This is a genomic window from Priestia sp. SIMBA_032 (genome assembly GCF_046535215.1).
GTDB lineage: Bacteria > Bacillota > Bacilli > Bacillales > Bacillaceae_H > Priestia > Priestia aryabhattai.
The window spans coordinates 346,014-372,691 of the sequence record NZ_JAWRXD010000001.1; the positions used below are offsets into that span (position 1 = coordinate 346,014).

The following is a 26,678-nucleotide window of genomic DNA, read 5'->3' on the forward strand; positions in this document are numbered from 1 at the left end:
TAATCCATTAAACGCTGCATTAATTAGCCATAATGCGATAGCTCCCCCTGATAAATAAGTGCTGAGATAGAATAATAGCTCCATATACCTCCCTCCCATTTCTATCATACCTCTTCATTCCCCTAGCTGCAGTGATATTCATCACAGTAAAAAGTATATTGTTGAGCTGCTGAATAGCTCCGCAAAAGAGCTCGTGAGAAAGGTCTCACGAGCTGCTTAGTTAGCTTTTTTATTTTCGGATAATGCGTTTAAAAATCATAATAATTAATAATACAACCACAATAACAAGCAAAAATTTCAACATGAGTTGTCCATCCCTTCAAATCAGTAAATCATCTTTCATTAGTAAGTAGTTACCCTGTTTCGTTTTTTATAAACTGCATACTGCTTATTTCATGCCAAAAATTATATAATAGTAGAAAATGAGCTTACATTAGCCCTACATATAAAACATAAACGGGAGTATAACATGGCTGACTACCTTCAAACATTTCTGCTTGAACACTTAGAAGCAGCAGAGCTTATTAATGTTCTCTTGAACATCCTTATTAGCATTACGGGCGTATTTCCTAGCGCCCCCCTTACGTTTGTAAATGTAAAATTATTTGGTTTTTGGAACGGATTTTTGCTTTCTTTTATTGGAGAAGTTTTAGGTGTAGCTCTCTCTTTTTGGCTGTACCGAAAAGGTTTCCGTACACTTGTTCATACAAAAACACCTTCTCACTCCAAGTGGCTAAAGCCGCTGCGCGTACAAGGGAAAGAGAGTTTTATATTTATTCTTTCTTTGCGATTGCTTCCCTTTGTTCCATCAGGCCTCATTACATTCTTCAGCGCTGTAGGACAAGGCTCCTTTGCGGTATTCATTTCTGCTAGCGCACTTGGAAAAATTCCAGCGCTTTTTATTGAAGTTTATTCGATTTATCATATTTCACAAGGATCTATGCAAGGCAAAATCATCTTAGTGGTTTTATCCATTATTTCACTTTTTTATATAAGTAAAAAATGGAAAAAAAAGCTTAACAGACCATAAAAAGGGAAGACTATCTAAAAATAAGTAAAAACTTTATCTTATGTAACTGTAATAAGATAACGTACTGGAGATGGTCTATTGATTTTCCTGTTTGTTTCTGGAAGTATTATTGTTCCTGTTATCATGCTTTTTTTCTCACTCAAATGGAAAGGAGCAGAGCTAGTTTTTAATACGCTAGCCCTTCTTTCGGCGCTAGTATTTGGAAATATAGCTGCTGCTTCTATCTACCGTATCTTAAAAAACCATACTGTTTTTATGACAAGCATTCATGCAATCTTTTTAAATTCAGCTTTTTTATTAACCGGTGCATACCTTGGAATCTATGTATTGTATAAACTGTTAACTCTGACCTTAAATGTAAAACAGCGTACTATGTAAAAATAGTACGCTGTTTTAAAACGCAGTTTATTTTATAATTCCAGTTGGTATGCATAAAGGTGAACCATCAACCGGATTTTGAATAATAGTTGAGGATAAATTAAACACATCTCTTATCATTTCTTCTGTAAATACTTGAGCAGAAGAACCTTCTTTGTAAATCTGACCGTTTGAAATACTGATTAAATGGTCTGCATAGCGAGCTGCTTGGTTTAAATCGTGTAAGACCATCACAATTGTACAATTTCTCTTTTGGTTTAAGGAACGAAGAAGTTCAAGCACTTCAATCTGATGAGCTAAATCTAAATATGTGGTAGGCTCATCCAAAAGCAGAAGCTCCGTACCCTGTGCCAATGCCATTGCAATCCATGCTCTCTGACGCTGTCCTCCAGAGAGAGCATCCAGTGTACGATGACTTAAATTAGACAGTTTGGTTGCCTGTAAAGCCTCCTCTACAACTTGATGATCTTCAGCAGAATAGCGAGCAAATAAGCCCTTATGAGGGTGACGACCGTAATAGCACAGCTCTTTTACTGTTAAATCTTCAGGAGCTTCAGGAGCTTGAGGCAAAATAGCTAGTTTTTTTGCTACTTCTTTTGATGAATGACGATGAATATCTTTTCCATTTAAATATATACTTCCTTCTGCAGGCTTTAATAAACGGGCCAATGAACGAAGGATTGTTGATTTTCCACAGCCATTTGATCCAATGATTATGCTTACCTTTCCTTCTGGAATGTGAAGGTCAATATTACGAATAACAGAAGTTGAATCATATGATAGTGAAAGTTTTTCAGCAGTTAATTTTGTCATTACTGTGTTCCTCCTTTCCTCTATTTTTTCTGCTCACGGCGCAGTAAATATAGAAAATAAGGGGCGCCAATAACAGCTGTTACGATTCCAGCCGGAATCTCAACGGGCGGCATAACCCCTCTTCCTAAACTATCAGCAATTAGCAGGAATAAAGCACCTACTGCTGCTGAAACTGGTAACAAGAATTTCGAACGGCTTCCTACTAACCTCCTGCCAATATGAGGAGCAATTAAACCAATAAAACCAATTGACCCAACCACTGCTACAGATAACCCTGTCAATATCACAGCCATACTCAATAGTGTATAACGAACGTATTTCGTTCGCTCTCCTAAGCCAACTGCAATCTCATCTCCTAAGTTTAAAATGTCGAGCTTAGATGCAAATATAATAATAAAAGGCACGAGTGCAACACAAGGAATTAACATCCAAAGCTCACTCCAGCCTCTTCCCCATAAACTTCCTGTGAGCCAAAGAAGAGTTGTATTCACGTCATCTGGAAACTTAATCATAAAATACTGAATTCCAGCCTGGCAAATAGCTCCTAACGCTACGCCAACTAAAGCCAGCGTATGAGGTTTAGCTCCTTGAGAGTAGGAAAACACCATAAGTATAACGGCTATGGCTGCTGCTCCTAAAAAAGCTGAAAGCGGCAGCAGAAGCATAGAAGCAGTTGGACATACAATTAAGATGAAAACGGCGAATAGCCCCGCTCCTTTTGTTACACCGATAACATCGGGAGAAGCCAGTGGATTTTTTAATATCCCTTGTAAAATAGCTCCTGCTACTGCTAAAGCCGCACCTACAACAATAGCAATGAGAGTGCGTGGAATACGATAATTCGTTAAAATAAATGAACTTCCTGGAGAACTTCCAATTATTTGCTGAAAGATTTCTCCAGGGGAAATATAAACGGCTCCTACCCCTAAGCTAATTACAATCGTGATTATTAAACATAAAAATAAGATACTTAACATTTGATAAGGGTGCTTTCTTTTCATTGCTTAATATTCCTCCCTTTTCTAGCAAGGTATAAAAAGAAAGGCGCTCCAATAAGAGCTGTTACAATCCCTACTGGTGACTCAAAGGGATATGCAATGAAACGAGACAGTACATCAGCATAAACAAGCAAAATGGCTCCTAGTAGTGCTGAAAATGGCAGAATTCGCTGGTAGTCTCCCCCTACTAATTTTCTAGCTATATGAGGTACAATGAGACCTACAAACCCAATTGGCCCCGCAACAGCAACAGATGCACCGGCGAGCATAATGACTAGTATACCTGCAAAAAAGCGAATCCATTTTACCTTTTCTCCTAACCCTGTTGCCATATTTTCTCCTAGTACTAGAATCGATATAGAGCGAGAGGATCCAAAAGCTAGGAGAAGACCTAGAAACGACCAAGGTAAAAGAATTTTTACATGAGTCCAGTCTTTCCCGTTAATAGAACCTACAAGCCAATACAAAACGTCCGTAGCTTGTTCATTTAGCACAATTACTCCTTGAGTAAGTGACGATAAAAATAAATGCACAGCCATTCCGGCAAGTGCTAGTTTCACATGAGTTGTCTTTCCTCCCGATGCGAACAAATAAACAGTCATTCCTCCTAAAGCTGCTCCTAAAAAGGCAATATACACAGTTGATTGAGAGGTAAGGTCAGGAAATAAAATAAAAGCTATTACAATCGCTAATGAAGCACCAGCATTTACCCCAAACACTTGGGGTGAGGCAAGCGAATTTCGTGTAATGGCTTGCATCAATGCTCCAGCAGCTGCCAAGCTGGCTCCAATAAGAGCTGCCAGCACAGCTCTTGGCAGTCTAAGCGTCTGTACGATTGTTGTCTGCTTAGAGTCATCAGGCGCAAAAATTGCCTTAATTACTTCTGTAAAGCTGACAGCAGAAGATCCGACAGCCACATGCAAAATCATTCCGATGATTAACAAACAAACGCTAGCTAGCAGCACAATATATTTATTCATTTTTTGCTTTTGGACAAGATTTGTCATTTCCAACACACTTTCTACAGTTTTCTTTTCTAAACAAATAGAAGCAAGAATAGAATAACTATTCTCGCCTCTTTGTCAGACTCTGTTATGTTACTGCTGCTTATTGTTTAGTAACTTAACCGTATCTTTTCCAATTGCCTCAGCTGAAATCACTCCTCGGAATCTTGTCCATAAATCACGGTCTACTACAAAAACTTTATCATTTTTAACAGCTTTTAAATTTTTCCAAAGAGGATTTGTTTTCCATTCATCCGTTACAAGTTTACCTTCGTTATTTGCTAGGATTAAAATATCTGGATTAATGTCTGACAACTGTTCTAAATTCATCTCAGCATATGCTTCTTTGTTTTTCACAGCGTTCTTCAACCCTAGCTTTTCAAGGAACTCTCCGTCATAAGAAGAAGACGTATGCGCTTGGAAAGAAGTATCTCTGACAACTGCTGGTAAGACTGTCTGACCACTTTCTTCTTTTAACTCATTTTTTAATTTTGAAATTGTTTCTTCATGCTCATTTAAGCGCTGTTCTGCTTTTTTTTCTTTTCCTACTGCTTTCGCAATTGTTTTAAATGAATCTATATTTTCTTCATATGTAGATTCACGGCTTTTCAATTCAATTGTAGGTGCAATTTTGTTTAATTCTTTATAAATTGCTTTATGGCGCTGCACATCGGCAATAATTAAGTCCGGCTGCAGGGAACTAATTACTTCTAAATTTGGCTGTTGACGTGTTCCTACTGAAGTATAATTGATTTTCCCACCTACGAGTTTTTCAATCATATCTTTTTTGTTGTCGTCTGCAATTCCTACTGGCTTCATTCCTAAACCTTGCAAAGCATCTACAAAAGATAGTTCAAGGACAACGACTTTTTTTGGATTTTTAGGAACTTTTGTTTTCCCAAGCTCATGCTGAACAGATACCTTTTGACTATTATCTGAATTTTCTTTTGATGAATTTTGAGTTGACCCGCATCCTGCTAGAACAAATAAAATAGAAACAATAGCAGCTATACTGGCAAGTCTAAACTTTTTAACTTGCTTCATTTTAACGCTTCCTCCTATGTATATACTCTTTTTGACGCTGATAATCATTATCATCAATGTTATCTGTTAATTAAAGTTGCGTCAATAGTTTTCTCGTAATATGGGACATTTTTTGAATAAATAACAGAAAAATCCTTTTAATCCCTTTCTTGAAAAAGCTTTATTCCCTTCCTTTTTTACGATACACTATCTATAAGTTGACCACATTCAACTTTATTGCACTAATGCACTTTTAAATAATCTTAATTTGGAGTGAAGATAGTGAATTCGTCTCTATTACAAATGAATACTATATTTATTAGTATTCTCATCGAAGCCCTTCCTTTTGTATTACTAGGCGTAATCATTTCAGGAATTATTCAAATTTTTGTAACTGATGAAATGATGGCTCGAGTTATTCCTAAAAATAAAATAGGCGCTGTCCTATTAGCTAGTTTGATTGGAGCTCTTTTTCCAGCCTGCGAATGTGGAATCGTTCCTATTACTAGACGTTTAATGGCAAAAGGAGTTCCTCTTTACGCTGCTATTCCTTTTATGCTAACAGGTCCTATTATTAATCCAGTTGTTTTATTTTCTACCTTTGTAGCCTTCGGGAATGATTGGAAGATAGTATTGTATCGTGCAGGAGTAGCTTTTATTGTTTCCTTACTTGTAGGTCTCATTTTAAGTTTTCAGTTTAAAACACCTCAGACGAAACGTGAGGTTCATCTGCGTACTTCCCCCAAAAAAATGAGTGCGAAGCTTTCAGAAGCTACCCGTCATACGATTGATGAGTTTTTTTCTGTTGGGAAATTTCTGATTATCGGAGGATTAATTGCAGCCGGGATGCAGACGTTTGTTAAGACATCTACCCTATTTTCATTAGGACAAGGCGATGTTTCATCAAACGCGGTAATGATGGGACTTGCATACGTATTATCGCTTTGTTCTTCTGCAGATGCGTTTATCGCTTCCTCGTTTCGCAGTACGTTTACAGACAGTGCTATTGTTTCATTCTTGGTATTTGGTCCAATGTTTGACATTAAGAATACGCTGATGATGCTAAGCCAGTTTAAGACTAAATTTGTCTTTACACTTTTAGCTTATGTTTTTATTTTAGTACTTATTGTTTCGATTTTAATTGTTCATTAATAAGGAGGGATTTAGCATGATTCGTATTTTAATTTTAATAGGGTTTACGTTCATCTTCATGCACCTTCATGCAACTGGGGATATCTCAAAATATATTAATATGAAATATTCTTGGATTTCATTTTGTACTATCTTTGTACTTTGGTTTTTAACTATCGCAGAATTAATCTTTTACATGATAGGTCCTAAAAAACATGATGATGATTGTAGCTGTGGATGTGCCCATAACCATCAAGAAAGCAAATGGAAACGAGGAGCATGGTACCCAATTTATATTTTACCTGTACTCACTGTCTTATTTTTACCTGTCGCAACCCTGGATTCTAACATTGTTGAAGCTAAAGGATTTCATTTTCCAATTTATGATAAAAAAGATCCTTATTCTTCTCATCAATTTTTACAGCCGGACACAAGTTCTTTTTACGGCGAAGAAGCCTATGACCAAATGATTCATCGTGACCTTAAAAAATTTTCTAAAGAAGATAATATCAACTTAGAAGATGAGGAATTTTTAAATGCAATGGAAACTATTTACCGATATCCTGGTGAATTCAGTGGCAAAACCATTTCTTTTAAAGGATTTATGTATCAAACAAAGGAGCTAAAAAAGAATCAGTATTTTCTTTTTCGTTTTGGTATTATTCATTGTATTGCAGATTCAGGGGTATTTGGAATGCTCATTGAGTTTCCAGATGACGCTGCTTTTAAAAATGATGACTGGGCAACTGTTACAGGCGAAGTTAGTACAATGTACTATCAGCCGTTCAAAAAAACCATTCCTGTTTTGAAAGTAACAAAAATGAAGCGTGAGCAGACTCCAAAGGATCCTTATGTATATCGAAATAACCAATAATTAAAAGCCGTTCTTTTAAATAAGAACGGCTTTTTACATTAATGAACAAATTCCATTTTTTCTTCGATTTTGTGAAATTCCTCATAAAATTCTTCCGCTGAAATCGGTTTGGAGAAATAGTATCCCTGCACTTCATCACATTTTTCTTTATGAAGAAGTTCTACTTGTTCAACTTCTTCTACACCTTCTGCTACGACGGACAGCTGCAAACTTTTGGCTAGTGTGATAATGGCTCTGACAATCGATACTTCCGTTGTATTAGGATCTAAATCTTTAATAAAAGACCGGTCAATTTTCAGCGTATGAATAGGCAGCTTCTGAATATAGCTGAATGAGGAATATCCTGAGCCAAAATCATCAATCGAAATAAATACTCCTGCATCTTTTAAAATTTGTAGCTTTTCGATTGTTTGCTCAACATGCTTCATCGTTACACTTTCCGTAATTTCAAGTTCCAAATATCGTGGTTCTAACTCTACTTCACGCAAGACATCTAACACATAATCAACAAAATCCGTTGTACCAAAATCCACGCTTGATATGTTCACACTCATTTTTAAGGGAGGTAGTCCTTGAAGCTGCCAATACTTATTTTGATGGCACGCTTTTTTTAATACCCATTTCGTCAGTGTAACAATAACGCCTGTTTCTTCAGCAATCGGAATAAATTCTGCAGGAGAAATGACGCCCATCTCGGCATGAGTCCACCGGATCAAAGCCTCCACTCCAACAATATGGCCACTTTGAATATTGACTTTGGGCTGATAGTGAAGCTCCATTTCGCCCAGCTCAAAAGCCTTGCGTAAACCATCTTCAATTCTCATTCGTCGCGTAGTATGAACCTGCATTTGTTTTTGATAAAACAGATAATGATTACGCCCTTGTTTTTTGACTTCGTACATCGCTAAATCAGCATGGCGAACTAGCACTTCAAGCGAACTTCCATCTTTAGGAAACAAACTAACTCCGATGCTTACCCCTAAATAAACATCTCTCGATAGCACTACAAAAGGAGTGGATAAGCAGTCATTTAATGATTGACAGATTTTTTTCACTTCTTCATTTGCCCTATCATGCAGTAAAACTAAAAACTCATCTCCTCCAAAACGCGAAAGCACATCTTGGTTTCTTAGGCAGCTCTTCATTCGATCGACAACCTGAAGCATAAGCTGATCTCCAGCATGATGACCAAGCGTGTCATTTACCTGTTTGAAACGATCGAGGTCTAAAAATAAGAAATGAAGCTTTTTTCCTGAAGCAGCTGCTGAATCAATGGATTTCTCTACAATGTTTGAAAACATACTTCTATTTGGTAAATCTGTTAGCATATCGTGAAAAGCCATATATTGAAGCGATTCTTGAGCTGTTTTCTGCTCCGTTACATCTCTAGTTACTGTCTGAAAAAGCGTCTCTCCATTAATTTGAATGAGCGTAGATTTTACTTCTAAAAAGAGTTCCTTACCTAACGCATTAAACATTTTCAACTGAGCTAATGGAGGTCTTGGCTCATCTTTTCTATCTTTTACTGCCTTCAATCCTTTTTTAATATCAGGAATTTGTTCAGATGAAAAGAAATCATATAACGATTTACCAACGAGCTGGTCTTCACTTACTCCTAAAAGCTGAATCATAGCATCATTAACGGACACGATCTCTTTTTCTCGATGGACCATAATTGCCAATGGAGAGGAGTAAAACAAGTTTTCATAGCGATTTTTTGCTTCAATCAACGTTTTTTCCGCTTCACGCTCTTGCGTCATATTGCGGATATACAGCATATACTCAACCGTCTCTTCAATCGCTACCGCCATCACCGTTATCTCAACCGTAACTTCTCTATTACTTATCAAAAGGGAGTGCTCAGTTCGTCCGTCTTGTAGAGAAGAAAATTTATAGAATGGCAACAGCTTAACAACATCACTCCCGATTACATCTGATGCTTTAAGAGAGAAAAGCGTTTCTGCCGCATAATTGAGCGATAAAACATGTCTTTTTTCATCAATCACCAAAATAGCATCCAGGGCCGATTCAAAAAAAGCCCATTTTAACACTTCTTGTTTTTGTACGCGGCGATCCATAAAAATGGTTAAAAACACAGCCGTAAATAGGCAGGCAATAAAAAAAATAATAACGGCGGATAAGTATATTGGATTTAAAGCAAAACCGTTTGATTGTTCAGACATTGACATTCCTGAAAAAGAAGCTGCCTGCATGCCCGTATAGTGCATACCAGCAATAGCAATACCCATGATAGTAGAACAAATAAGCTTAGCAAAAACGGTAAGCTTCCCTTCATTTAGCTTTGAGTAAAAACCAAGCCATAAAGCTGTATTAGAAGCAGCAACAGCAATAAGAATAGAGAGAAAAACGATAAATGGATCATATGAAATCATAATTGGCTCCATTGCCATCATGCCCAAGTAGTGCATAAAAACAATTCCAGCTCCCATAAAGCTCCCCGCAATGGTGAGTGCCTTCATGCTTTTCTTTTGTTTGTGAATGAGGTAAAGGCCTATATAACATCCTGTTATCGCTCCTAATATTGAGAGAAGAACAAACCATAAATTGTATGAAACATCTACGGGCAAGTGAAAAGCAAGCATCGCGATAAAATGCATTGACCAAATGCCTACTCCCAATGTAAATGCCCCGCTGATTAACCAAAACTGAATAAATTTTGCCCGGGAAATTTTCACACGATTAGCTAACCCAAAAGAAGCGTACGCCGCAGTAATAGCGATAAGGAAAGAGAGTGTAACGAGTAACTCATTGTACGTCCCTTCTAGTAAATGTGTATGATGATTCATTCATGACCTTCCTTCAATTCGTTCTTTTCTTTGTTATCGGTTAAGGCCTAAAAATATTTACTATTTCAAAAGAACTTCTGTTTGATTTACTTCTTGTCTTTTGAACGTCCTGACAATATGGCACTCACTTTTTCCTTGTTGACGGTGTATAAACACGTACAATCATCTGACTCATACGCCTCTTCTAGTTGAAACGAGAATTTTTTTAAAAGAGTAATTGAATCTTTATTATTAGGATCAACTTTTGCTTCAATCTCCCGTATATGAAACTCTTCAAAAGCTTTTTCTAGTAAAAGGCAGAGCGCTTCTGTCATGAGGCCTTTTTTCCAAAAAGGTCTGCCTAAATCATACCCTATTTCTGCTTGCTTTTTACCATAGTCAATACGGTTTAGACCGCAGGTTCCAATAATCTCATCGGAAGTCTTTAATCGAATAGCATAGCGTGTTGCTTTCCCTTCTTTCATCAAACTTTGTAGAAGCGCAATCATGCTTTCCGCCTGATAAAGCGTCGTAAAGGGCTCAATATTCATATATCTAGTAACCTCTTCATCCGACCAATATGCAAAAACTTTAGAAGCATCTTTTTTTTGAAGAGGAGATAAATATACCCTCATCAATGTTCTCCCTCCTTTTGATGAATGATGGAGCAAGACATTTTCATCTGCGCCTCTTTCACCTCTTAAAAAATCTCACATGGTGCACGGAACATGTGAGATTTGACATTTAACTATTTTTTGATTGTGCATCGCGCAACTGGGTATATAAACGATTAATTGCTACAGTCATTGACTGTTCATAGGAATGATGATCATAATAAACCGCTATATTTTTTAACATTTCATACGTTTGATGATCAAGCTGCACCTCAAGCGTAATTTTTTCGTCAATTGTTGCTGTTTGCAAATGATGGGGCAAGTCCTCTTTTGTAGATACTTGCTCTGCAATATGAATTGCTTCTTCTACCGTTTCAATTCGGCCGTACTGATGCACCCATCTTCTGCCCATTTCAATCGTATCTTTTACAAACTGACGATTGGTAATGGTATCTTTAATATTAAATTGATGATCTGCCACATATACAGATTGATACAAGATTACACTGATCACTTCGTCTTTTAAATTTAATTTTCTCAGCTCATCAATTAAGTCCGCTATATATTTAGGTAATGGACTAAATGTCCCTCTCACTTCCTTAATTAAATCCATGGCAATGGATTCAGTTGAGTTGCGTTTAAATGCTTTTATAATATCTATCATTACATGTTCGTTTGCCATACATACACCACCATTTATGAATCGAATAATTTCATGCTCCTTGCTGATCGGCATAGACATTCACTATTCGTTTAAAATATATACTATTATTCTATTATATAAAAAATATGAATAAGTTGGTATAGGATGAATGATTTATCATTATTTTTTCATAAAATTTTATGAAACAGAACATGTTTATTTATTACTAGCACAAATCCAGCACAGCAAACAATAGTCTCACCAAAATTTAAGAAGACAAGCATTTATTATTAGTAAATGTGAGTTTCTCTTTGATAGAAGGCATTAAATAAAAAGAGACCAAACCAATCCGGCTTATTGAAGTAGATGGTCAAAAGATTTTTAGATGTTAGATGAAAGAAGGTATCCAATATCAGCAATCAATCTCCTTCCCTGTTCATTCTCACTTAGTCCATCTATCAAAACAACGGCATAATACGTTTCGTTACCTCGCATGAGAATGGCACTATCATGTTCTGCCCCCTGTAGTTCTCCAGTCTTATTCGCAGCTTGAAACACTGATCCTATACGTGCTGGAAGCTTATGCTGAAACTGCTGCATTTCTAGCATTCTCATTATTTTTTCGCGGCTAGATTTTTTCAAAAGGTTTCCTTCATATATTTCCCTTAGACATTCTACTACATCAGAGGCGCACGTATAATTATCAAGCCCTTGTTTAACAGCGGTCTCGTCCATCATATAGCGGTTTAAAACCGTTTTCTTTAATCCCATATTTCTAGCACATTCGTTAATTTTTTCAAATCCTACTAAAGAAATGAGCTCATTTGTAGCTGTGTTGTCAGAAACAATTATCATAAGGGTAAGCAGTTCTTCCACTTTAATATGTGTTAACCGCGGAAGAGCTCCAAGTACGCCTGCTCCGCCAACCGTGTTTTTTTCCGTTCTTTGAATGACAGATGTTAAAGTCAAGATGCCTTCATCAATTTGACGAAACGCTTCTATTGCAAGCAGCAGCTTGATTGTACTTGCTGCTCGTTGTTGGATAAAAGAATTAATCCGTATGGATTCTTTTCCTTCAATATGAATGCGTATAAGCCCGTTATTACTCTGCTTCCATTTAGTAATGGTATCTTGTATTTTCATCCTTGCTTTTTCCATCATTTTGTCGCAGCTGTTTCAATATAGTTGTTGCTCATTATCTTTTGATTGTATAAGTGACAGGCCACAAAATGATTGTCTTCAACTTCCTGCCACTCTGGTTTTTGAGTCTTACAGGCTGCTACTGCAAGAGGACAGCGCGTATTAAACACGCAGCCCGAGGGCGGGTTCATTGGGCTTGGCAATTCTCCTTTAAGAACAATTCGCTTGCGATTATCCTCAACGTCAGGATCAGGAATAGGAATAGCTGACAGCAGAGCCTGAGTGTAAGGGTGAAGCGGTTTTTGATACAGCTCCGAACTTGTTGTTAATTCTACTAAATGCCCTAAATACATAACTCCAATCCGACTGCTTATATGCTTTACCATCGACAAGTCATGTGCAATAAATAAATAAGTTAACCCTTTTTCTTTTTGGAGTTTTTTTAATAAATTAACTACTTGCGCCTGTACAGATACATCTAAAGCAGAAATAGGTTCGTCTGCAATAATGCATTCTGGATTTAACGCTAAAGCTCTCGCAATCCCTATGCGCTGGCGCTGCCCGCCGCTGAACTCATGAGGATAGCGGTTGGCATGATCACGATTTAACCCCACATCTTCTAGCAGCTCATACACCCGGTTCAGCATTTCTTTTTTATTCGAATAAAGTCCGTGAACCTCCATTGGTTCCGAGATAATTTCCTTTACGGTAGAACGAGGATTTAGTGAAGCATATGGATCTTGAAAAATCATTTGCATATTACGATGAAAAGCAAATTTCTCTTTCTCTGATAGCTCATGCACGTTTTTCCCTTTATAAAGCACCTCTCCCGATGTACGGTTATACAACCCAATGATTGTTCGCCCGGCAGTTGATTTTCCGCAGCCGGATTCACCAACAAGTCCAAAGGTTTCTCCTTTTGAAATATGAAAAGACACGCCGTCTACTGCTTTCAAAACCTGCTTATCCGTAATCGAAAAATACTTGCTCAGCTGCTTTACTTCTAACAAATGCTTTGTTGTCATAACTGCCACCTCCTAATAATAGCGCCGGGCTGCGCACAGCTCTTCTTCATAAAGCGTTCCTTTTAATTCAATCAGTTCGATGGTTTTACCCGTTTTAGGTGAATGAAGCATTTTTCCGTTACCATAACAAATACCAACATGGTGGATAGACCCCTTCCCTTTTTCATAAGCGAAAAACAATAAATCTCCAGGTTGAATAGAGTCTAATCCTACTTCTTTGCCTTGCCTTGCTTGATCGGTGGCATCTCTTGGAATAAGATAGCCGTTTGCTTTATGAGTAGCATAGGCAAACCCGGAACAATCATATCCCCAAGCACTCATGCCACCCCATAAATATGGAAGATTCAAAAACTGTTCTCCTGCTGCAATAATCATATCTCCAGTTCCTTTTGTTGCTTTACGGTTTCTATCCTCTATTACAACAGCATCTTGACGTTTTATTTTCCCACTGCCAACCGGCGTTTGAACCTCTAGCCATTCTTTATCTTCTTTTAAAAGAGGCAGCTGCGTTTGATAACTAATTTGCAAGGTTTCTTCCGCTAGCTGCAGTGTCGCAATTGCTGCTGTTACCACTGCCGTTGGTTTATTTAATGGAGAATATTCAGCTTGGGAAATCAGTTGGTGGAAAGGAACCCACCCGGGATATCCCCTTTCATCTTTAGAAGAAAACTGAGAAGGAATAACGATTTTTGCCCATTTACCTTTCAGTTCCGTTACATATACTTCTTCTCCTAGTAACAGCTGCGTTTGAACTAAATTTTTCTCACAAAGCTCCAACCGACGTGCATACGTTAATTGCTCTAGCCATTTATCTAGTTTTACTGGGACACTTGTTGCATTGTCATCTATTTCTCTGCAAGAGTCATAGAAAGTCCACACAGTCGCCACAGCCACACAAACGTAATACGTTTTTTTATCCACCACTTATTTCTCCTCCCCGCAGGTTTAACCTTCAGCGTTCGACTTTATCTTTTGGTAATGTAATACCGGATTCAAATTCCACCATTCGTTCATACGTCGACATCGTGGCATAACTTCCAATCGCCACAGCTGTTTGAGGAGAACAATGTCCGATGCGAAGCCCTCTCATAACAGGCTTTTTTAAAGAAGTTAGGTAACTTGTTAATGCCTCTTCCAATGAAAGCGACTCGGTACGTTTTTTAGGATAGCAGTTATGAAAATCTCCGATAATAATTCCCGCTGCATCCTGCAGTTTATTGGCCATATACAGCTGTGTCATCATGCGGTCAATTTCATACGGCTCTTCATCAATATCTTCAATAAATAAAATTTTATTTTTCGTATCTAGTTCAAATGGTGTGCCAAGCGTGCTTACCAGCAAAGTAAGATTTCCTCCTATCAGCTGACCAGTTGCTTCTCCTTCACAAATAGTGTCGAGCGAACTAATTTGATCCGTATAGCAAAAAGAACGGTGAGAAAATAATTGATAAAAAGATTGCTTCGTCTCTATATGAACATCTTCTTTTCCGATATCCGACGAAAGCATTGGCCCGTGAAAGGTAACCAAACCTGTGCGCTGATGAATAGCCGTATGTAAAAACGTAATATCGCTATATCCCCAAAAAATCTTTGGGTTTCGCTTGATTAAATCGTAGTTTAATTGCGAGGCAAGCCTAGCAGTCCCGTACCCTCCGCATGCACAGATAATTGCCTTTACTTCCTTATTGGCAAACATCGCATGTATATCGGCTGCTCGCTGTTCATCAGTCCCTGCCAAGTACCCGTTTTTTTTATATAAATGCGCACCCGTTACGACGTTTAATCCTATTTCCTTTAAATATTCTAGTCCTTTTTTTAGATTGTGCTGATTAGGCGGACTAGCAGGTGCAATAACAGCTACTGTATCACCTTTTTGTAATCGTTTTGGTTTGATCATTTGTTACACTCCTTTTGTGTAAAGAAATGAAGAAAGTGAAACTTGGGTCAGAAGGGAATTGAAATCCCCTCTGACGAAAAGTTCCACTTTACTGTTTATCTGCCCACTTCAAATCTAAATAGCCAACAGGATGACGAACAATCCCAGATACGTTATCTTTTATTAAAAACACATAGTTGTAGAAATGGATAGGGATGATCGGCATCTCATCAAATAAAATACCTTCTGCTTTATACATAAGCTCAAAACGTTTTTTATTATCCGTTTCGTTCATAGCTTGTTTAATTAACTCATCATATTCTTTATTGCTCCAAGCTGTACGATTCATTGAATGACCCGTCTGGAAGCTCTCTAAAAAGTTAATTGGATCTGCATAATCAGCTAAAAATGAACTTCGTGACAGCTGAAACTTTAACGCTTTTTGTTCTTCTTGGAAAACATTCCATTCCATATTGGCAAGCTTTACATCTACACCTAGATTTTCTTTGAACATTTGCTGCAGTGCTTCTGCTATTTTTTTATGCGTATCGTCTGTACTGTATGTTAGCGTAACAGCTGGCAGCTTTTTATATCCTTCTTCTTTCATTCCTTTTTTCAGAAGTGCTTTTGCTTCTTTGCCGTCTGTTTTTAATAAGTCGCCGCCCGTTTTACGGAAATCCTTTCCATCTGCATCTTTAAATCCGTATGATACGAAACCGCGAGCTGGTTTTTCTTTATTTTTTGTAACAAAATTAACAATTTGATCTTGATCTACAGCCATTGCAAATGCTTTACGGATATTTTTGTTTTGAAAGGGCTCTTTATTTAAGTTAAAGCGGTAGAAGTAAGTTCCCGCTTGGTCTTCGATATGAACATCTCCATCTTTCAACAGCTTTTCACTTAAATCCGATGGAATTTCAGAAACATCTAGCTCTCCATTTTGATACATTTGATATTCTGTGTTTGTATTTTCAACAATTGCCCATTTTACCTTGTCAAGCTTTACATTTTCAGCATCCCAGTACTGATCGTTTCTTTCCATTACTAGATTACTGTTATGCTTCCATTGAGTTAATTTGAAAGGACCATTAGCAACAAACGAATCTGCTTCTGCAAACCATTTCGGATTTTTTGTTGCTACTTTTTCATTAATCGGGAAAAATGCTGGATTGGAAACTACGCTTAAGAAGTAAGCTTGAGGACTTTTAAGCGTAACTTCAAAAGTTTTGTCATCTAGCGCTTTTACCCCTACTTGATCAGCACTGCCTTTACCCGTATTAAATTCTTCTCCACCTTGAATAAAATAACCTAAAAACGCCGCTGGAGAACCAGTCTTAGGATCTAACAGTCTCTTCCAAGCAAATACAAAATCACTTGCTTTGACGTCATCTCCATTTGACCATTTAGCATCTTTTCGTAAATGAAACGTATAGATCTTTTTGTCCTCAGAGATATCCCATTTCTCGGCCATTGCTCCTTCAGGCTCATCGCTTTTTCCTAAACGAGTCAGCCCTTCCATTAAGTTATTAAGCATATTCCATGAATATGAATCAAACCCGATAGGCGGATCAAAAGACGTAGGTTCTGCGCCATTATTCATATAAAGGACCTTACCGTCTTCTTTTGCTGTACCGCTCTTCTTTTCTGGCTCCGCGCCTGAATCTTTTGTGGCCGTACAGGCAGCAAGTGTAAATATAAGTACACACATCATTAGTAAAGACCCTATTTTTTTCATCATTTCCCCCTCTTTCATAAGTTCTCTATTTATCTATAAATCTAGCTTATAGTTGTTACAAATTTTTGGGCCCTCTCATCTTGAAGCCAGCAGTGCACTTGGTGACTTTCTTTCAGCTTTGTAGATACAGGATACATGCGATCGCACACTTCCATTACGTAAGGACAGCGAGGCGCGAACGAACATCCGGATGGAGGTGCAAATAAATCAGGAGGTGATCCTGCAATAGGCACAAGCTCACTTTCGTATAAATCTAACCGAGGAACTGAACGCAGCAACCCTTTTGTATACGGGTGCTGCGGCGTATAAAAAATGTCTCTTCTTGTTCCAATTTCTACAATCTTTCCTGCATACATTACGGCAACACGATCAGCTACCTGAGCAACTACACCTAAATCATGGGTAATTAAGACAATGGATACATCCGTTTTCTGCTGAATATCCTTAAACAATTCTAAAATCTGCGCTTGTATCGTGACGTCCAGAGCTGTGGTAGGTTCATCAGCAATTAGCACTTCGGGATTGCATATAAGGGCCATTGCAATGACAATACGCTGTCTCATTCCCCCGCTAAATTCATGAGGATATTGCTTTAGGCGTTCTTTAGGATTTGGAATTCCGACTAGCTCCAGCATTTCAAATGCTTTTTCTTTAGCTTTTTCTTTTGAGATGTTTTCATGTTGCATAATATTTTCTGCAATTTGCTCACCTACGCGAAGAGTTGGGTTAAGCGCAGTCATTGGATCCTGAAAAATCATCGAAATATCAGCGCCTCGAATATCTCGCATTTTTTTTTCTGATAGTTTCGTTAAATCCTGGCCTTTAAATAAAATAGAGCCGCTTGTGATCCTGCCCGGAGGTGTCGGGATTAACCTCATAATACTTTGAGATGTTACGCTTTTTCCGCACCCTGACTCTCCTACAATCGCTAGTGTTTCTCCTTTATGTAAATCAAAACTAACGCCTCTTACAGCTTGAACTTGCCCTCCGTAAGTTGAAAACTGTACGTGTAAGTTTTTGATTTCGATCATTTTTTCCATTTTCTTACCTCCTTAATTTCGGATCAAGTGCATCTTGCAGTCCGTCCCCAAGGACATTAAAAGCAAACATGGTAAGAGAAATAAAAAAAGCAGGAAAAAACAAACGCCACCAATAGCCTGATAGAATCGTTGATAAACCATCGTTTGCCATTACTCCCCAGCTGGCATAAGGAGCCTGTACACCCAGTCCTAAAAAGCTTAAAAAAGCTTCAGCAAAAATGGCAGTGGGTACGGTTAGTGTCATTTGAACGATAATCGGTCCCATCGTATTTGGAAGCAGGTTCCGTTTAATGATACGGCTAGTTTTTGTTCCAAACGTTTTGGATGCAAGCACGTATTCATAGTTTTTTATTTGCAACACTTGCCCCCGTACAATTCTCGCCATCCCGATCCAACCTGTAACGGAAAGTGCCACAATGATCGTAGAAAGCCCAGGGCCCATGACTACCATCAGTAAAATCACCACTAATAAATAAGGAAGACCGTATAAAATTTCAATGACGCGCATCATGACATTATCTGTTTTTCCGCCTTTATAGCCTGAGAACCCTCCGTAAATGACACCGATGATAAAATCAATAAGCGCTGCCATCAATCCTACAAATAAAGAGATTCTAGCTCCGTACCATGTCCGAGTGTACATATCTCTGCCTAAGTCATCCGTTCCAAACCAATGACTAGCTGAAGGAGGAAGGTTTTGCTCTGTAAAAGAAGCTTTTGTTACGCTGTGCGGTGAAAACATAGGGCCGAATATAGCCATCACAACAAGGATGACTAAAAAAAAGAGTCCCAGCATAGCCAACTTGTTTTTTACAAGCCTGCGCCATGCATCATGCCAATAAGAAAGACTCGGCCTTACAACTGCTTCGGCTTCAGATTTCTTTTTTTTCTTTGGCGTAAACCACTCATCAGGAATTTGCTTATACTCCTGTTTTTCCAGCACATTATCCCTCCTTCTTATACAGTTTGATTCGTGGATCAAGTATTCCGTAAGCAATGTCTACTAAAAAAAGCATAATGATGAGAATCGAACTGCAAAAGACCGTAGTCCCCATAATTACGGGGTAGTCTCTCGTATTAATACTGTCCACAAAATATTTTCCCATCCCAGGAATAGCAAAGACTTGTTCAATAACAAATGTGCCGGTTAATACGCTGGCTGCAATCGTTCCAAGAACTGTTATAACAGGCATTAAAGCATTTCTAAGCGCATGCTTAAAGACAATTTTCACTGGCGAAAGCCCTTTTGCACGCGCTGTTCGAATATAATCTTGAGTTAATACTTCTATCATGCTTGAGCGAGTCAAGCGTGCAATAATAGCCATAGGACCTGTGGCAAGAGCTAGAGTCGGAAGAATCATATGTAAAGGGCTCGTCCACGTAGCGGCAGGGAAAATTTTAAAATTAACAGAAAGCTGTTGAATTAACAACGTGGCCATAACAAAATTTGGAACCGATAATCCGATAACTGCTATGCTCATCGCAATGTAATCAATTATTCCATTCCTTTTAAGAGCAGCGATAATGCCTAGTGTAATACCCGAAATCACCGCAAGAATTAACGTCACCATTCCAAGTTCAAATGACACTGGAAACCCTCTTCCTAAAAGGTCGTTAACCGTTTGAGACGGCTGTTTAATAGAAGGACCAAAGTCAAAGGTAACAATGGATTTCAAATAAAGAATATATTGCACAGCTAGCGGCTCATCTAAGTGATAAAATGATTCCAGGTTTTTTTGAACTGCATCGCTTGTCGCTCGTTCTTCATTAAATGGAGACCCAGGAATCGAATGCATTAAAAAGAAGGTTAAGGTCACAATTACCCACAGCGTAACAAGCATGGATAAAAATCGTTTCAAAATATAACTTTTCACCTTTATCCCACCTTCTAACAGAATGTTGTGCGCGTAGCTAATTCAGTCATAACAAGCATGGCCTGATAAGCTTCTAAAATATCTTTTGCTTGAAACCGAACGGTCGTCGTTCCAGGTTCAATTTCTGTGCCCGGCATTAAATGTGCCCACTCTGCTTGACCGTAATTTGCAAATTCTATTCGTAAGGTTGGATGTTTAGGTGGAATTAAAGGTTTAATAAGGTGTTTGTGCTGAATAGCTGCGGCTGTTTTTTCTTGAAGTAATTGTTCTGCTTTCTTAGGGGTTAATGTTTTGGCTGCAGAACGTGAAATGGCTTGTTTGACGATAGCAGTCGTCACGTTTGGAATAAGCTGATGTGCTTCCAGCGCCGTTTGGTCATCACCGGCTACCATTAAAACTGGCACGCCGTAATAGCCTGCGACGTATGCGTTGAAGCCTAACTCTCCAATATTCATATCGTCTATGTACATATTGCGAGCACCAAATATCATTGAATGAGACATGACACCGGGCATGGATGCTTTAGCATGATACCCTAGAAACATAGCACCATCAAAAGTCTGATCTAATCCCTGTACCATTGAATATGGTTTTACGCTTCCTGAAATAAGCTGAGTTTCTGGATGAAGCCGTTCAACAAGGAGATTATTCATACTCGAATGACTGTCATTTACCACAACTTCTGAGCACTTTTCTCTAAACCCTGCATAAATGACTGCATTTGCTTCATCCGTCATTATTTTGCGGCTTCTTTCATAATTCTCTTTCTCTCGCAGAACATTTGTGTGATCGACGAGTCCCGTAATCCCTTCCATATCAACCGACAGATATAGTTTCAATTGTCTTATTCCTCCTCCTTCCTTGACTGTTAGTCAGTTCATTATAAATTATTCTTATGTTTATAATTTATAATTGTAAGAAAATTATAAATTATCTTTCTTCTTTTTACAACAATATATTGAATTTTTTGACACTTTACTCACCGCCCTTTTAACAAGATATCGCTTACAAATTGGAAATCCCATGGTAAAATAATAGAGCAACCTGTTGGTTCATTCAGCCGCTCGCCGGCATTAATTGAGGTGTTAAGAATGTTTCGAGTTTCCATTGCTTCGCTACAATGGTTTTTATTTATGATTTCTAATAGTATGATTGTTCCTATTGTAATTGCTTCTCAATTTCATTTAAACGCAGCGGATTCTATTCAATTTTTACAGCGAACGTTATTTATTTTGGCTTTATCTGGGCTCTTGCAGGTATTTATAGGGCATAAATACCCCATCATGGAAGGGCCGGCTGGCGTTTGGTGGGGCGTCTTTTCTCTGTATGCGAGTCTTGGAACCGTTCTGTTTGGTTCTCACTCCGAAACGCTCCGCGTGCTCCAGTTCACTCTCCTTATAAGCGGGATAATTGCTATTTTGATGAGCCTGTTTGGTCTCATTGATAAACTAGCAAAATACTTTACCCCGACAGTTACCGGTACATATTTAATCTTATTAGTGACGCAGCTCAGCGGTTCCTTTTTAAAAGGAATGTTTGGCATTACAGAAACGAATTCAGCTATTAAACTTCCAATTGCGCTGACTTCAGCTGCGATTTTGCTGCTGACTTTTTATTTATTATCGCACCGGACGTTAAATAAGCTCAGCATTATTATTAGTATTGGTGTAGGATGGGGAGTATTTGCAATGCTAGGGTTAGCTAAACCTATCGGGTTTCAGGCGCAGTTATTTTACATACCTAAAGTGTTCGTATTTGGAGCTCCTCGCATTGAATGGAATATGGTTGTTACTGCTTTTTTTGTGACGCTCATTTTAATTACAAACATGCTCGCTTCTATTCGTGTTGTTGAGTCTGTCTATAAACACAAAGGAGAAAAAATTGAAAAAGACAATATTAAGCGTTCCGGGATGGTTTCGGGTATAAGTCAGCTGCTTGGAGGATTGTTTTCAGGTGTCGGTGCCGTTCCTATTTCAGGTTCCGGTGGATTTATTTCAGCTACAAATCTTTATAGCCGAGTTCCTTTTATTGTAGCATCATGCTTTTTGCTTTTTCTGAGTATCTTTACTCCTTTAACGTCCATTATGTCCGCTCTTCCTCCTGCCGTCGGATACGCGGCAATCTTTCCTGTTTTTACAGGTATGATGGCTCTTGGAATTGGAGAATTCAAGCATGCCAAACAGCCCGAAAAAGCAATGAAAAAAGCCGGTATTGCGTTGCTGTCGGGGATAGGGGTTATGTTTTTGCCTTCCCAAGCTTTTTCAACGCTGCCACCTTTAGTTACTACGTTTTTAAGCAACGGATTAGTTCTTGGCACCATTATCATTCTTGTACTGGAAATTTCCGAATCACTTTCTTTGAAAAGACAAGATGCAAAAGAAGGATAAAAAAAAGAAGCTGAAACTCAGCTTCTTTTTTTATCTTTTTACCGTTAATCCTTTTAGTTCATCGTCTTCCATAGCCATTTCATAAAATTCTCCCGTTTCATCGTGCGCTAAAACATAATCCAACTCTTCCTGAGCAGAAGCAGTTTTTCCAAGAACAGCTAGATAGCATGCCAAGTTATAGCGAATAAAAAGATCTTCGTCTCCACTTTCTACTCTGGTTATCATAAGCGAAGCTGCTGCTTCTGTTTCACCTTCTAAATGATACGCGATACCTAAATCAGTATACATCCCTTCATACTCTTGACGCTGTTCAATTGCTTTTTGAAGAAGCTGAACAGTTTCATGATAACGTTCCGTTTTATTATACAGTTTTGCTAGTCCTGCATATATGTCAGGCTGATAAATCTCCTGCTGAAGTAATTCTTGAAAAGCTGCCTCGGCTTTTTCTACCTCTTCAAGGTTACTCAAAATAAATGCTCGGTATATCTGCAAATCTATATGATATGGCTGCTGTTTGAGAAGTTTTTGAACTAAGTTTAGCGCTTCATGTGCAACCTGTTCATTTTCATGGATATTAACGAGTATATTGGCTAAATGATAGGCAACATCAAAATCCCAGCTTTGATGCAGCGATTTTTTCAGCACGGTGATGCTATCTTCAATTAATCCTTTCTCTTCGTAAAAAGCCGCAAATGCATGCACAGCCTCTTTATTATTCCTATCCGTTTTTATTGCAAGTTCATACAGTTCAATCGTTAAGCCAAGCAGCGTAATCGTTTTTGCTTTTGCTTTGAATTTGGCTAAGCTTCGTTTGAAGATAGATCCTTGCTGCTCTTCTACAATCGAATCAGCATACTCATTTAAAGCCTCGGCTGCATTTTTAAATAACGAGCTTTTGCCTTGTTTTTCCATTTTTATCTTTTTTAAATCTGCCGTAAGCCCGGACAGTTTTTTTCCATTTGGAAAGCTAGACACGAATGTTTGAAATAGAGCGTAATCTTCCGGATCCTCACTTAGCAGCTCTGTAAGAATTTTTCTAGCTTCTTCATATCTCTGCTCCATGATGAGCCATTTTGCCTGATGATGGCGAATAGCAGGATTCTGTGAGTCCAGTTCAAGGGCCTTCTCTAGATACGTTTCAGCCTGTGAAACGTCTCCTTTTAAGCGATACACATGAGCCTGGCTGTCAGCGAGCCATTGAGGCAGCACAATTTCCTCTACGCTCTTTAATACCTCTAACAGCTCTTCATACTCTTTCTCTGTTTCACAAAGTGAAGCTGCGTGCTCAACGTTTACTTCCATAGGATTCAGCTGTATCCATTGCAACAGCCAATTTCTTTCAGCCGTACGATTTTGTTCTTCACAAGCCATTTCAGCAAGCTTCATACAAGCGGCTTCAAATATTTTATCAAGAGTTAAGCATTTTTGAAAGGCTTCTTTTGCTTCAGTAATGCGATTCATTGATTGATATATTTCACCTAATCGATAATATGGCAAAGCATCTTGCTTGATACGAAGCGCTTGATGATAAAGTTTCTCACTTTTTGTTAGCTGCTTGGCTTGTTCGTATAATATGCCTAAATAGCACATGTACAAAATCTCATCAGGGTGCTCTTGATGTTCTGCGGTTAAAAACTTAATTCCACGAGTCAGTAAAGCCGTCTCTTCTAAATAACCCGTATATGCTTCTAACACTTCATCTAACGCTGTTTGAGCAAAATGAATTCCTTCTTCATAAAGAGCAAATCCAAACTCTATCGTTTGATTGTCTAGCTCCTTTTGTTTTGCTGCATCTAAAAGCATGCTGCCTGCATCCAACATGACGTCGCTGTTCGATGAAAACTTCTGCGCAATAAGCGTGAGCGTATCAACGGCCGTTAAATGTTCACCTGTTTCTAAATACGCATAAGATAAGCCCAAATACATAAGGGCATCTTCCTCTATTTTTAAGCCTTCTTTATACAGAGCAATAGCTTCTTCGTACCTTTGATTCGCGACGTATAAATCGCCTAGTCTTCCTCGAATTGTCATGTCGCTCGGGAGATGCTTCATGCCTTCTTTGAGATAGCTTTCAGCTTCGTCCGTTTTTTCTAGTTGATATTGTAGCAGATCAGCTATTGAAAGATATGGATAAGGAACAGTCGGCAAAAGCTGTTTAGCTATTTGAAATCCCCGGTAAGCTTTACGAAACTTTTTTAACTGTTCATCACAACGGGCTCTTTCAAACCAGCTGTGCGCATCTTTTGGGTTTTCTTTTAATAACGCGTCGAAAAGATTTCTGGCTTCTGCGTATCTTTCTTTCTCCATTAAAATAAGTCCGTGATTGATTTGTGTATAAGATTCATCGCCATACATATTTAAGGAAATAGTCGAGCATTCAAAAGCCTTTTCGAGGTTTCCTTGGTACATGTATGCAAGTGCTAAATAGCTCCAGTTCAAATGCTGCTCTACGTCTAATTGCAGCGAGCTGCGCAGTGCTTCAACAGCCTCATCATATTTCTCTTCATCCAGCGCAATTCTCCCTTTAAGATAGTGATAAAAAGAGCTATGCTTTTTGTTATCTATGTGGTGTAACAAAGAAGATGCTCCCTTACTGTCGTCAAGTTTAAAATAGGCATATGCGCCGTGAAGCTTAAGATAATCATGATTGCTATATTTCTCTAACACATAATTAATACATGTACGAATATAAGCTTCATGCTCTTTTCTGTACAAATGCTTCATACTGTAAATAGCGGCAAATGGCACATGCTCATTTGCTTTTAATAAAGAAACAAGATCGTTAATGTACGCTTCTTCATCCGCTTCAACTAGTTCGATTAAGTCATACAGCTGACGAACAAACTCATCTTGCTCTTTAGAAAGTGAAGCGAGATCCGCTGCCTCTTGAGAAGCAACAATTGATAAAAACCCCGAATTAGCGTAGTGCTGATCAAAATTTTTATATTCTACATACGTTGGACTTAGAAAATTAGCATCTTGCACATGGAAAAGTTCAAGTTCATCATCATAGCCAAATACAACTTGAACGTGGGAAGCTTGTTCAAATTCCAGACTGACCAAAATAGGCAGCCCTTTGTCTAATAGTTCTTTAAACTGTTCCACTGTGCCTGTGAAAAACATCGCTGCAAAGCCAAGAGATTCAAAGTAGCTCACCGCAGTTGATAATTTGGATCCTAAGCCTCCGTAAATAAGCGTTCCAATCTCATCCTGTGTTTTTTCGGTATGTAAAAGCCTTAACATCATACTCATACTGGCTGGCACGCAATAATTATCTTTTTGAACGATGGGCACAATCGGAAGCTTGATTGTACTAAATTTATCGTCTGTATGCTTTCCGATTAATTTTTGATAAGGTGAATCTTTTAAACATCGCTTGGTCGAGAGCAGATGCGTAAGCTGAGATTTCTGCTGCTGTTCAAAATAAATGTCGGCGCGCAGCAGCGTAAAAAAATCTTGATAATCGTGATAGGGTAACTTTGAGTCGATAAATTCAATCGTTTCAAGCAAGAGAGAATACTCTTTTAAATCTTTTAATCGCATCACTTTATCCATATATAAAGACGGAAGCTGTGGATAGCGAACAATAGCCTCGTTAATTGTTTCAAGCGATTGTTTATGCTTCCCTTCGTACGCATATAAGTCCGCTAGCATTGCATAGCAAAAATCTCCATTCTCCTTATATGCTGTTCCTTCTTTTAAGCAGGCTTCAGCTTTCATTCTGTCGTTGAGCTGCAAATAAAAATATCCCCATCTGTCAGCCATACCCTTTTGGTTATGTGACGCTACTTGTTTCATCCACTTAGAAGCTTCATCCACTTGTTTCATTTCTAAAAGAATTCTTACCTTTAAAAAATAGATTTTCTCAAGCTGTTCCTTGTTAACTGATTCCGTATCCAGCTGAGAAATTAATAAAGAAAGTCTATCATCAGCGTCTAGTATCTTGCCTTCGCGCAGGAGATCATCGCAATAAAGAGTCACCATTCGAATCGAGCCAAATCGACGATAGCCATATGTCGTTAACATTCGGCTTAAACGATTTAATAAAGCCTCATCACAAAAGCGGATAAGCTCGTACAGCTCTTCTTCCGTTTGTAAATGTGTTAACCATTCTTTCACAACCCCCGCAAGGCTCTTTGGTTGAAGGCTTTGTACTTCTTCTGTTATATACGCTACAAGATCAAATATTTGATAATGATCCACCATGCTTTTTAATTTCTGATAATTTATACTCAATTCAAAACCACCTTATTCAATAAAATAAGAACTATTGCATACGCTGTCTATAAATTGAAGTATAAGAAATT

The 26,678-nt window shown here is 38.3% G+C and carries 22 protein-coding genes; 5 read left to right on the forward strand and 17 right to left on the reverse strand.

Going from position 1 to position 26,678, the window contains the following annotated elements; all coding sequences use genetic code 11:
- Positions 1 to 469: 469 nt before the first annotated feature.
- Together SB717_RS01720 and SB717_RS01725 are read left to right on the forward strand one after the other, a co-directional pair.
- Entirely contained in the window at positions 470 to 1,030 is a 561-nt protein-coding gene (locus SB717_RS01720) for a TVP38/TMEM64 family protein (protein WP_410903089.1), read from the forward strand.
- Between the two features lie 78 nt (positions 1,031 to 1,108).
- Positions 1,109 to 1,408 carry a transposase gene (locus SB717_RS01725; protein WP_410903090.1) on the forward strand — a complete coding sequence of 100 codons (300 nt, stop codon included), beginning with the start codon at positions 1,109 to 1,111 and terminating at the stop codon, positions 1,406 to 1,408.
- Between the two features lie 27 nt (positions 1,409 to 1,435).
- On the opposite strand, the gene SB717_RS01730 is transcribed toward SB717_RS01725, so the two are convergent.
- The 4 genes from SB717_RS01730 to SB717_RS01745 form a co-directional block, all read right to left on the reverse strand.
- Positions 1,436 to 2,221, reverse strand: coding sequence for an ABC transporter ATP-binding protein (locus tag SB717_RS01730; protein WP_098621430.1), 786 nt, complete (start codon positions 2,219 to 2,221; stop codon positions 1,436 to 1,438).
- A gap of 20 nt (positions 2,222 to 2,241) precedes the next feature.
- A complete protein-coding gene (locus tag SB717_RS01735; RefSeq protein ID WP_045294379.1) occupies positions 2,242 to 3,222 on the reverse strand; it encodes a FecCD family ABC transporter permease in 981 nt (326 codons plus the stop codon).
- The gene (locus SB717_RS01740; protein WP_045294378.1) at positions 3,219 to 4,226 is read right to left on the reverse strand and encodes a FecCD family ABC transporter permease; all 1,008 of its coding nucleotides are present in this window, start codon (positions 4,224 to 4,226) and stop codon (positions 3,219 to 3,221) included. The genes SB717_RS01735 and SB717_RS01740 overlap by 4 nt, the downstream gene beginning before the upstream one ends.
- Before the next feature lie 90 nt (positions 4,227 to 4,316).
- Positions 4,317 to 5,267, reverse strand: a complete 951-nt coding sequence (locus SB717_RS01745; protein ID WP_098621433.1) for an ABC transporter substrate-binding protein — start codon at positions 5,265 to 5,267, stop codon at positions 4,317 to 4,319.
- A gap of 261 nt (positions 5,268 to 5,528) precedes the next feature.
- Between SB717_RS01745 and SB717_RS01750 the strand changes: the two genes are divergently transcribed.
- Both SB717_RS01750 and SB717_RS01755 read left to right on the forward strand, forming a co-directional pair.
- Positions 5,529 to 6,398: a permease gene (locus SB717_RS01750; RefSeq protein ID WP_410903091.1), complete on the forward strand. Its 870-nt coding sequence runs from the start codon at positions 5,529 to 5,531 to the stop codon at positions 6,396 to 6,398.
- 16 nt (positions 6,399 to 6,414) lie between these two features.
- Positions 6,415 to 7,251: a TIGR03943 family putative permease subunit gene (locus SB717_RS01755; protein ID WP_410903092.1), complete on the forward strand. Its 837-nt coding sequence runs from the start codon at positions 6,415 to 6,417 to the stop codon at positions 7,249 to 7,251.
- A 38-nt stretch (positions 7,252 to 7,289) separates the two neighbouring features.
- Here the strand turns inward: SB717_RS01755 and SB717_RS01760 are convergent, their stop codons facing one another.
- The 12 genes from SB717_RS01760 to SB717_RS01815 form a co-directional block, all read right to left on the reverse strand.
- The gene (locus tag SB717_RS01760) at positions 7,290 to 10,058 is read right to left on the reverse strand and encodes a bifunctional diguanylate cyclase/phosphodiesterase (RefSeq protein ID WP_410903093.1); all 2,769 of its coding nucleotides are present in this window, start codon (positions 10,056 to 10,058) and stop codon (positions 7,290 to 7,292) included.
- 86 nt (positions 10,059 to 10,144) lie between these two features.
- The gene (locus tag SB717_RS01765) at positions 10,145 to 10,672 is read right to left on the reverse strand and encodes a GNAT family N-acetyltransferase (RefSeq protein ID WP_098621437.1); all 528 of its coding nucleotides are present in this window, start codon (positions 10,670 to 10,672) and stop codon (positions 10,145 to 10,147) included.
- A 109-nt stretch (positions 10,673 to 10,781) separates the two neighbouring features.
- Entirely contained in the window at positions 10,782 to 11,333 is a 552-nt protein-coding gene (locus SB717_RS01770; RefSeq protein WP_013056190.1) for a hypothetical protein, read from the reverse strand.
- 342 nt (positions 11,334 to 11,675) lie between these two features.
- On the reverse strand, positions 11,676 to 12,437 hold the full coding sequence (locus tag SB717_RS01775) for a serine hydrolase (RefSeq protein WP_410903094.1): 762 nt from the start codon (positions 12,435 to 12,437) through the stop codon (positions 11,676 to 11,678).
- Between the two features lie 14 nt (positions 12,438 to 12,451).
- Entirely contained in the window at positions 12,452 to 13,459 is a 1,008-nt protein-coding gene (locus SB717_RS01780) for an ABC transporter ATP-binding protein (protein WP_410903096.1), read from the reverse strand.
- Positions 13,460 to 13,471: 12 nt separating this feature from the next.
- A complete protein-coding gene (locus tag SB717_RS01785; RefSeq protein ID WP_410903435.1) occupies positions 13,472 to 14,380 on the reverse strand; it encodes a C40 family peptidase in 909 nt (302 codons plus the stop codon).
- A gap of 31 nt (positions 14,381 to 14,411) precedes the next feature.
- The gene (locus tag SB717_RS01790; protein WP_410903097.1) at positions 14,412 to 15,356 is read right to left on the reverse strand and encodes a S66 peptidase family protein; all 945 of its coding nucleotides are present in this window, start codon (positions 15,354 to 15,356) and stop codon (positions 14,412 to 14,414) included.
- Between the two features lie 88 nt (positions 15,357 to 15,444).
- Entirely contained in the window at positions 15,445 to 17,088 is a 1,644-nt protein-coding gene (locus SB717_RS01795) for a peptide ABC transporter substrate-binding protein (protein WP_074678284.1), read from the reverse strand.
- A gap of 23 nt (positions 17,089 to 17,111) precedes the next feature.
- Complete coding sequence (locus SB717_RS01800) at positions 17,112 to 18,110, reverse strand: ABC transporter ATP-binding protein (protein ID WP_098621443.1); 999 nt, start codon at positions 18,108 to 18,110, stop codon at positions 17,112 to 17,114.
- Positions 18,111 to 18,114: 4 nt separating this feature from the next.
- Positions 18,115 to 19,053: an ABC transporter permease gene (locus SB717_RS01805; RefSeq protein ID WP_071276052.1), complete on the reverse strand. Its 939-nt coding sequence runs from the start codon at positions 19,051 to 19,053 to the stop codon at positions 18,115 to 18,117.
- Between the two features lies 1 nt (position 19,054).
- Positions 19,055 to 19,984, reverse strand: a complete 930-nt coding sequence (locus SB717_RS01810) for an ABC transporter permease (RefSeq protein WP_410903098.1) — start codon at positions 19,982 to 19,984, stop codon at positions 19,055 to 19,057.
- A 14-nt stretch (positions 19,985 to 19,998) separates the two neighbouring features.
- Complete coding sequence (locus tag SB717_RS01815; protein ID WP_098621445.1) at positions 19,999 to 20,823, reverse strand: M55 family metallopeptidase; 825 nt, start codon at positions 20,821 to 20,823, stop codon at positions 19,999 to 20,001.
- Between the two features lie 252 nt (positions 20,824 to 21,075).
- Here SB717_RS01815 and SB717_RS01820 point away from each other — a divergent pair, with 252 nt between their 5' ends.
- On the forward strand, positions 21,076 to 22,371 hold the full coding sequence (locus tag SB717_RS01820) for a purine/pyrimidine permease (RefSeq protein ID WP_074678293.1): 1,296 nt from the start codon (positions 21,076 to 21,078) through the stop codon (positions 22,369 to 22,371).
- A 30-nt stretch (positions 22,372 to 22,401) separates the two neighbouring features.
- Here SB717_RS01820 and SB717_RS01825 read toward each other — a convergent pair whose 3' ends face one another.
- The gene (locus tag SB717_RS01825) at positions 22,402 to 26,607 is read right to left on the reverse strand and encodes a tetratricopeptide repeat protein (protein ID WP_410903099.1); all 4,206 of its coding nucleotides are present in this window, start codon (positions 26,605 to 26,607) and stop codon (positions 22,402 to 22,404) included.
- Positions 26,608 to 26,678 lie beyond the last annotated feature (71 nt).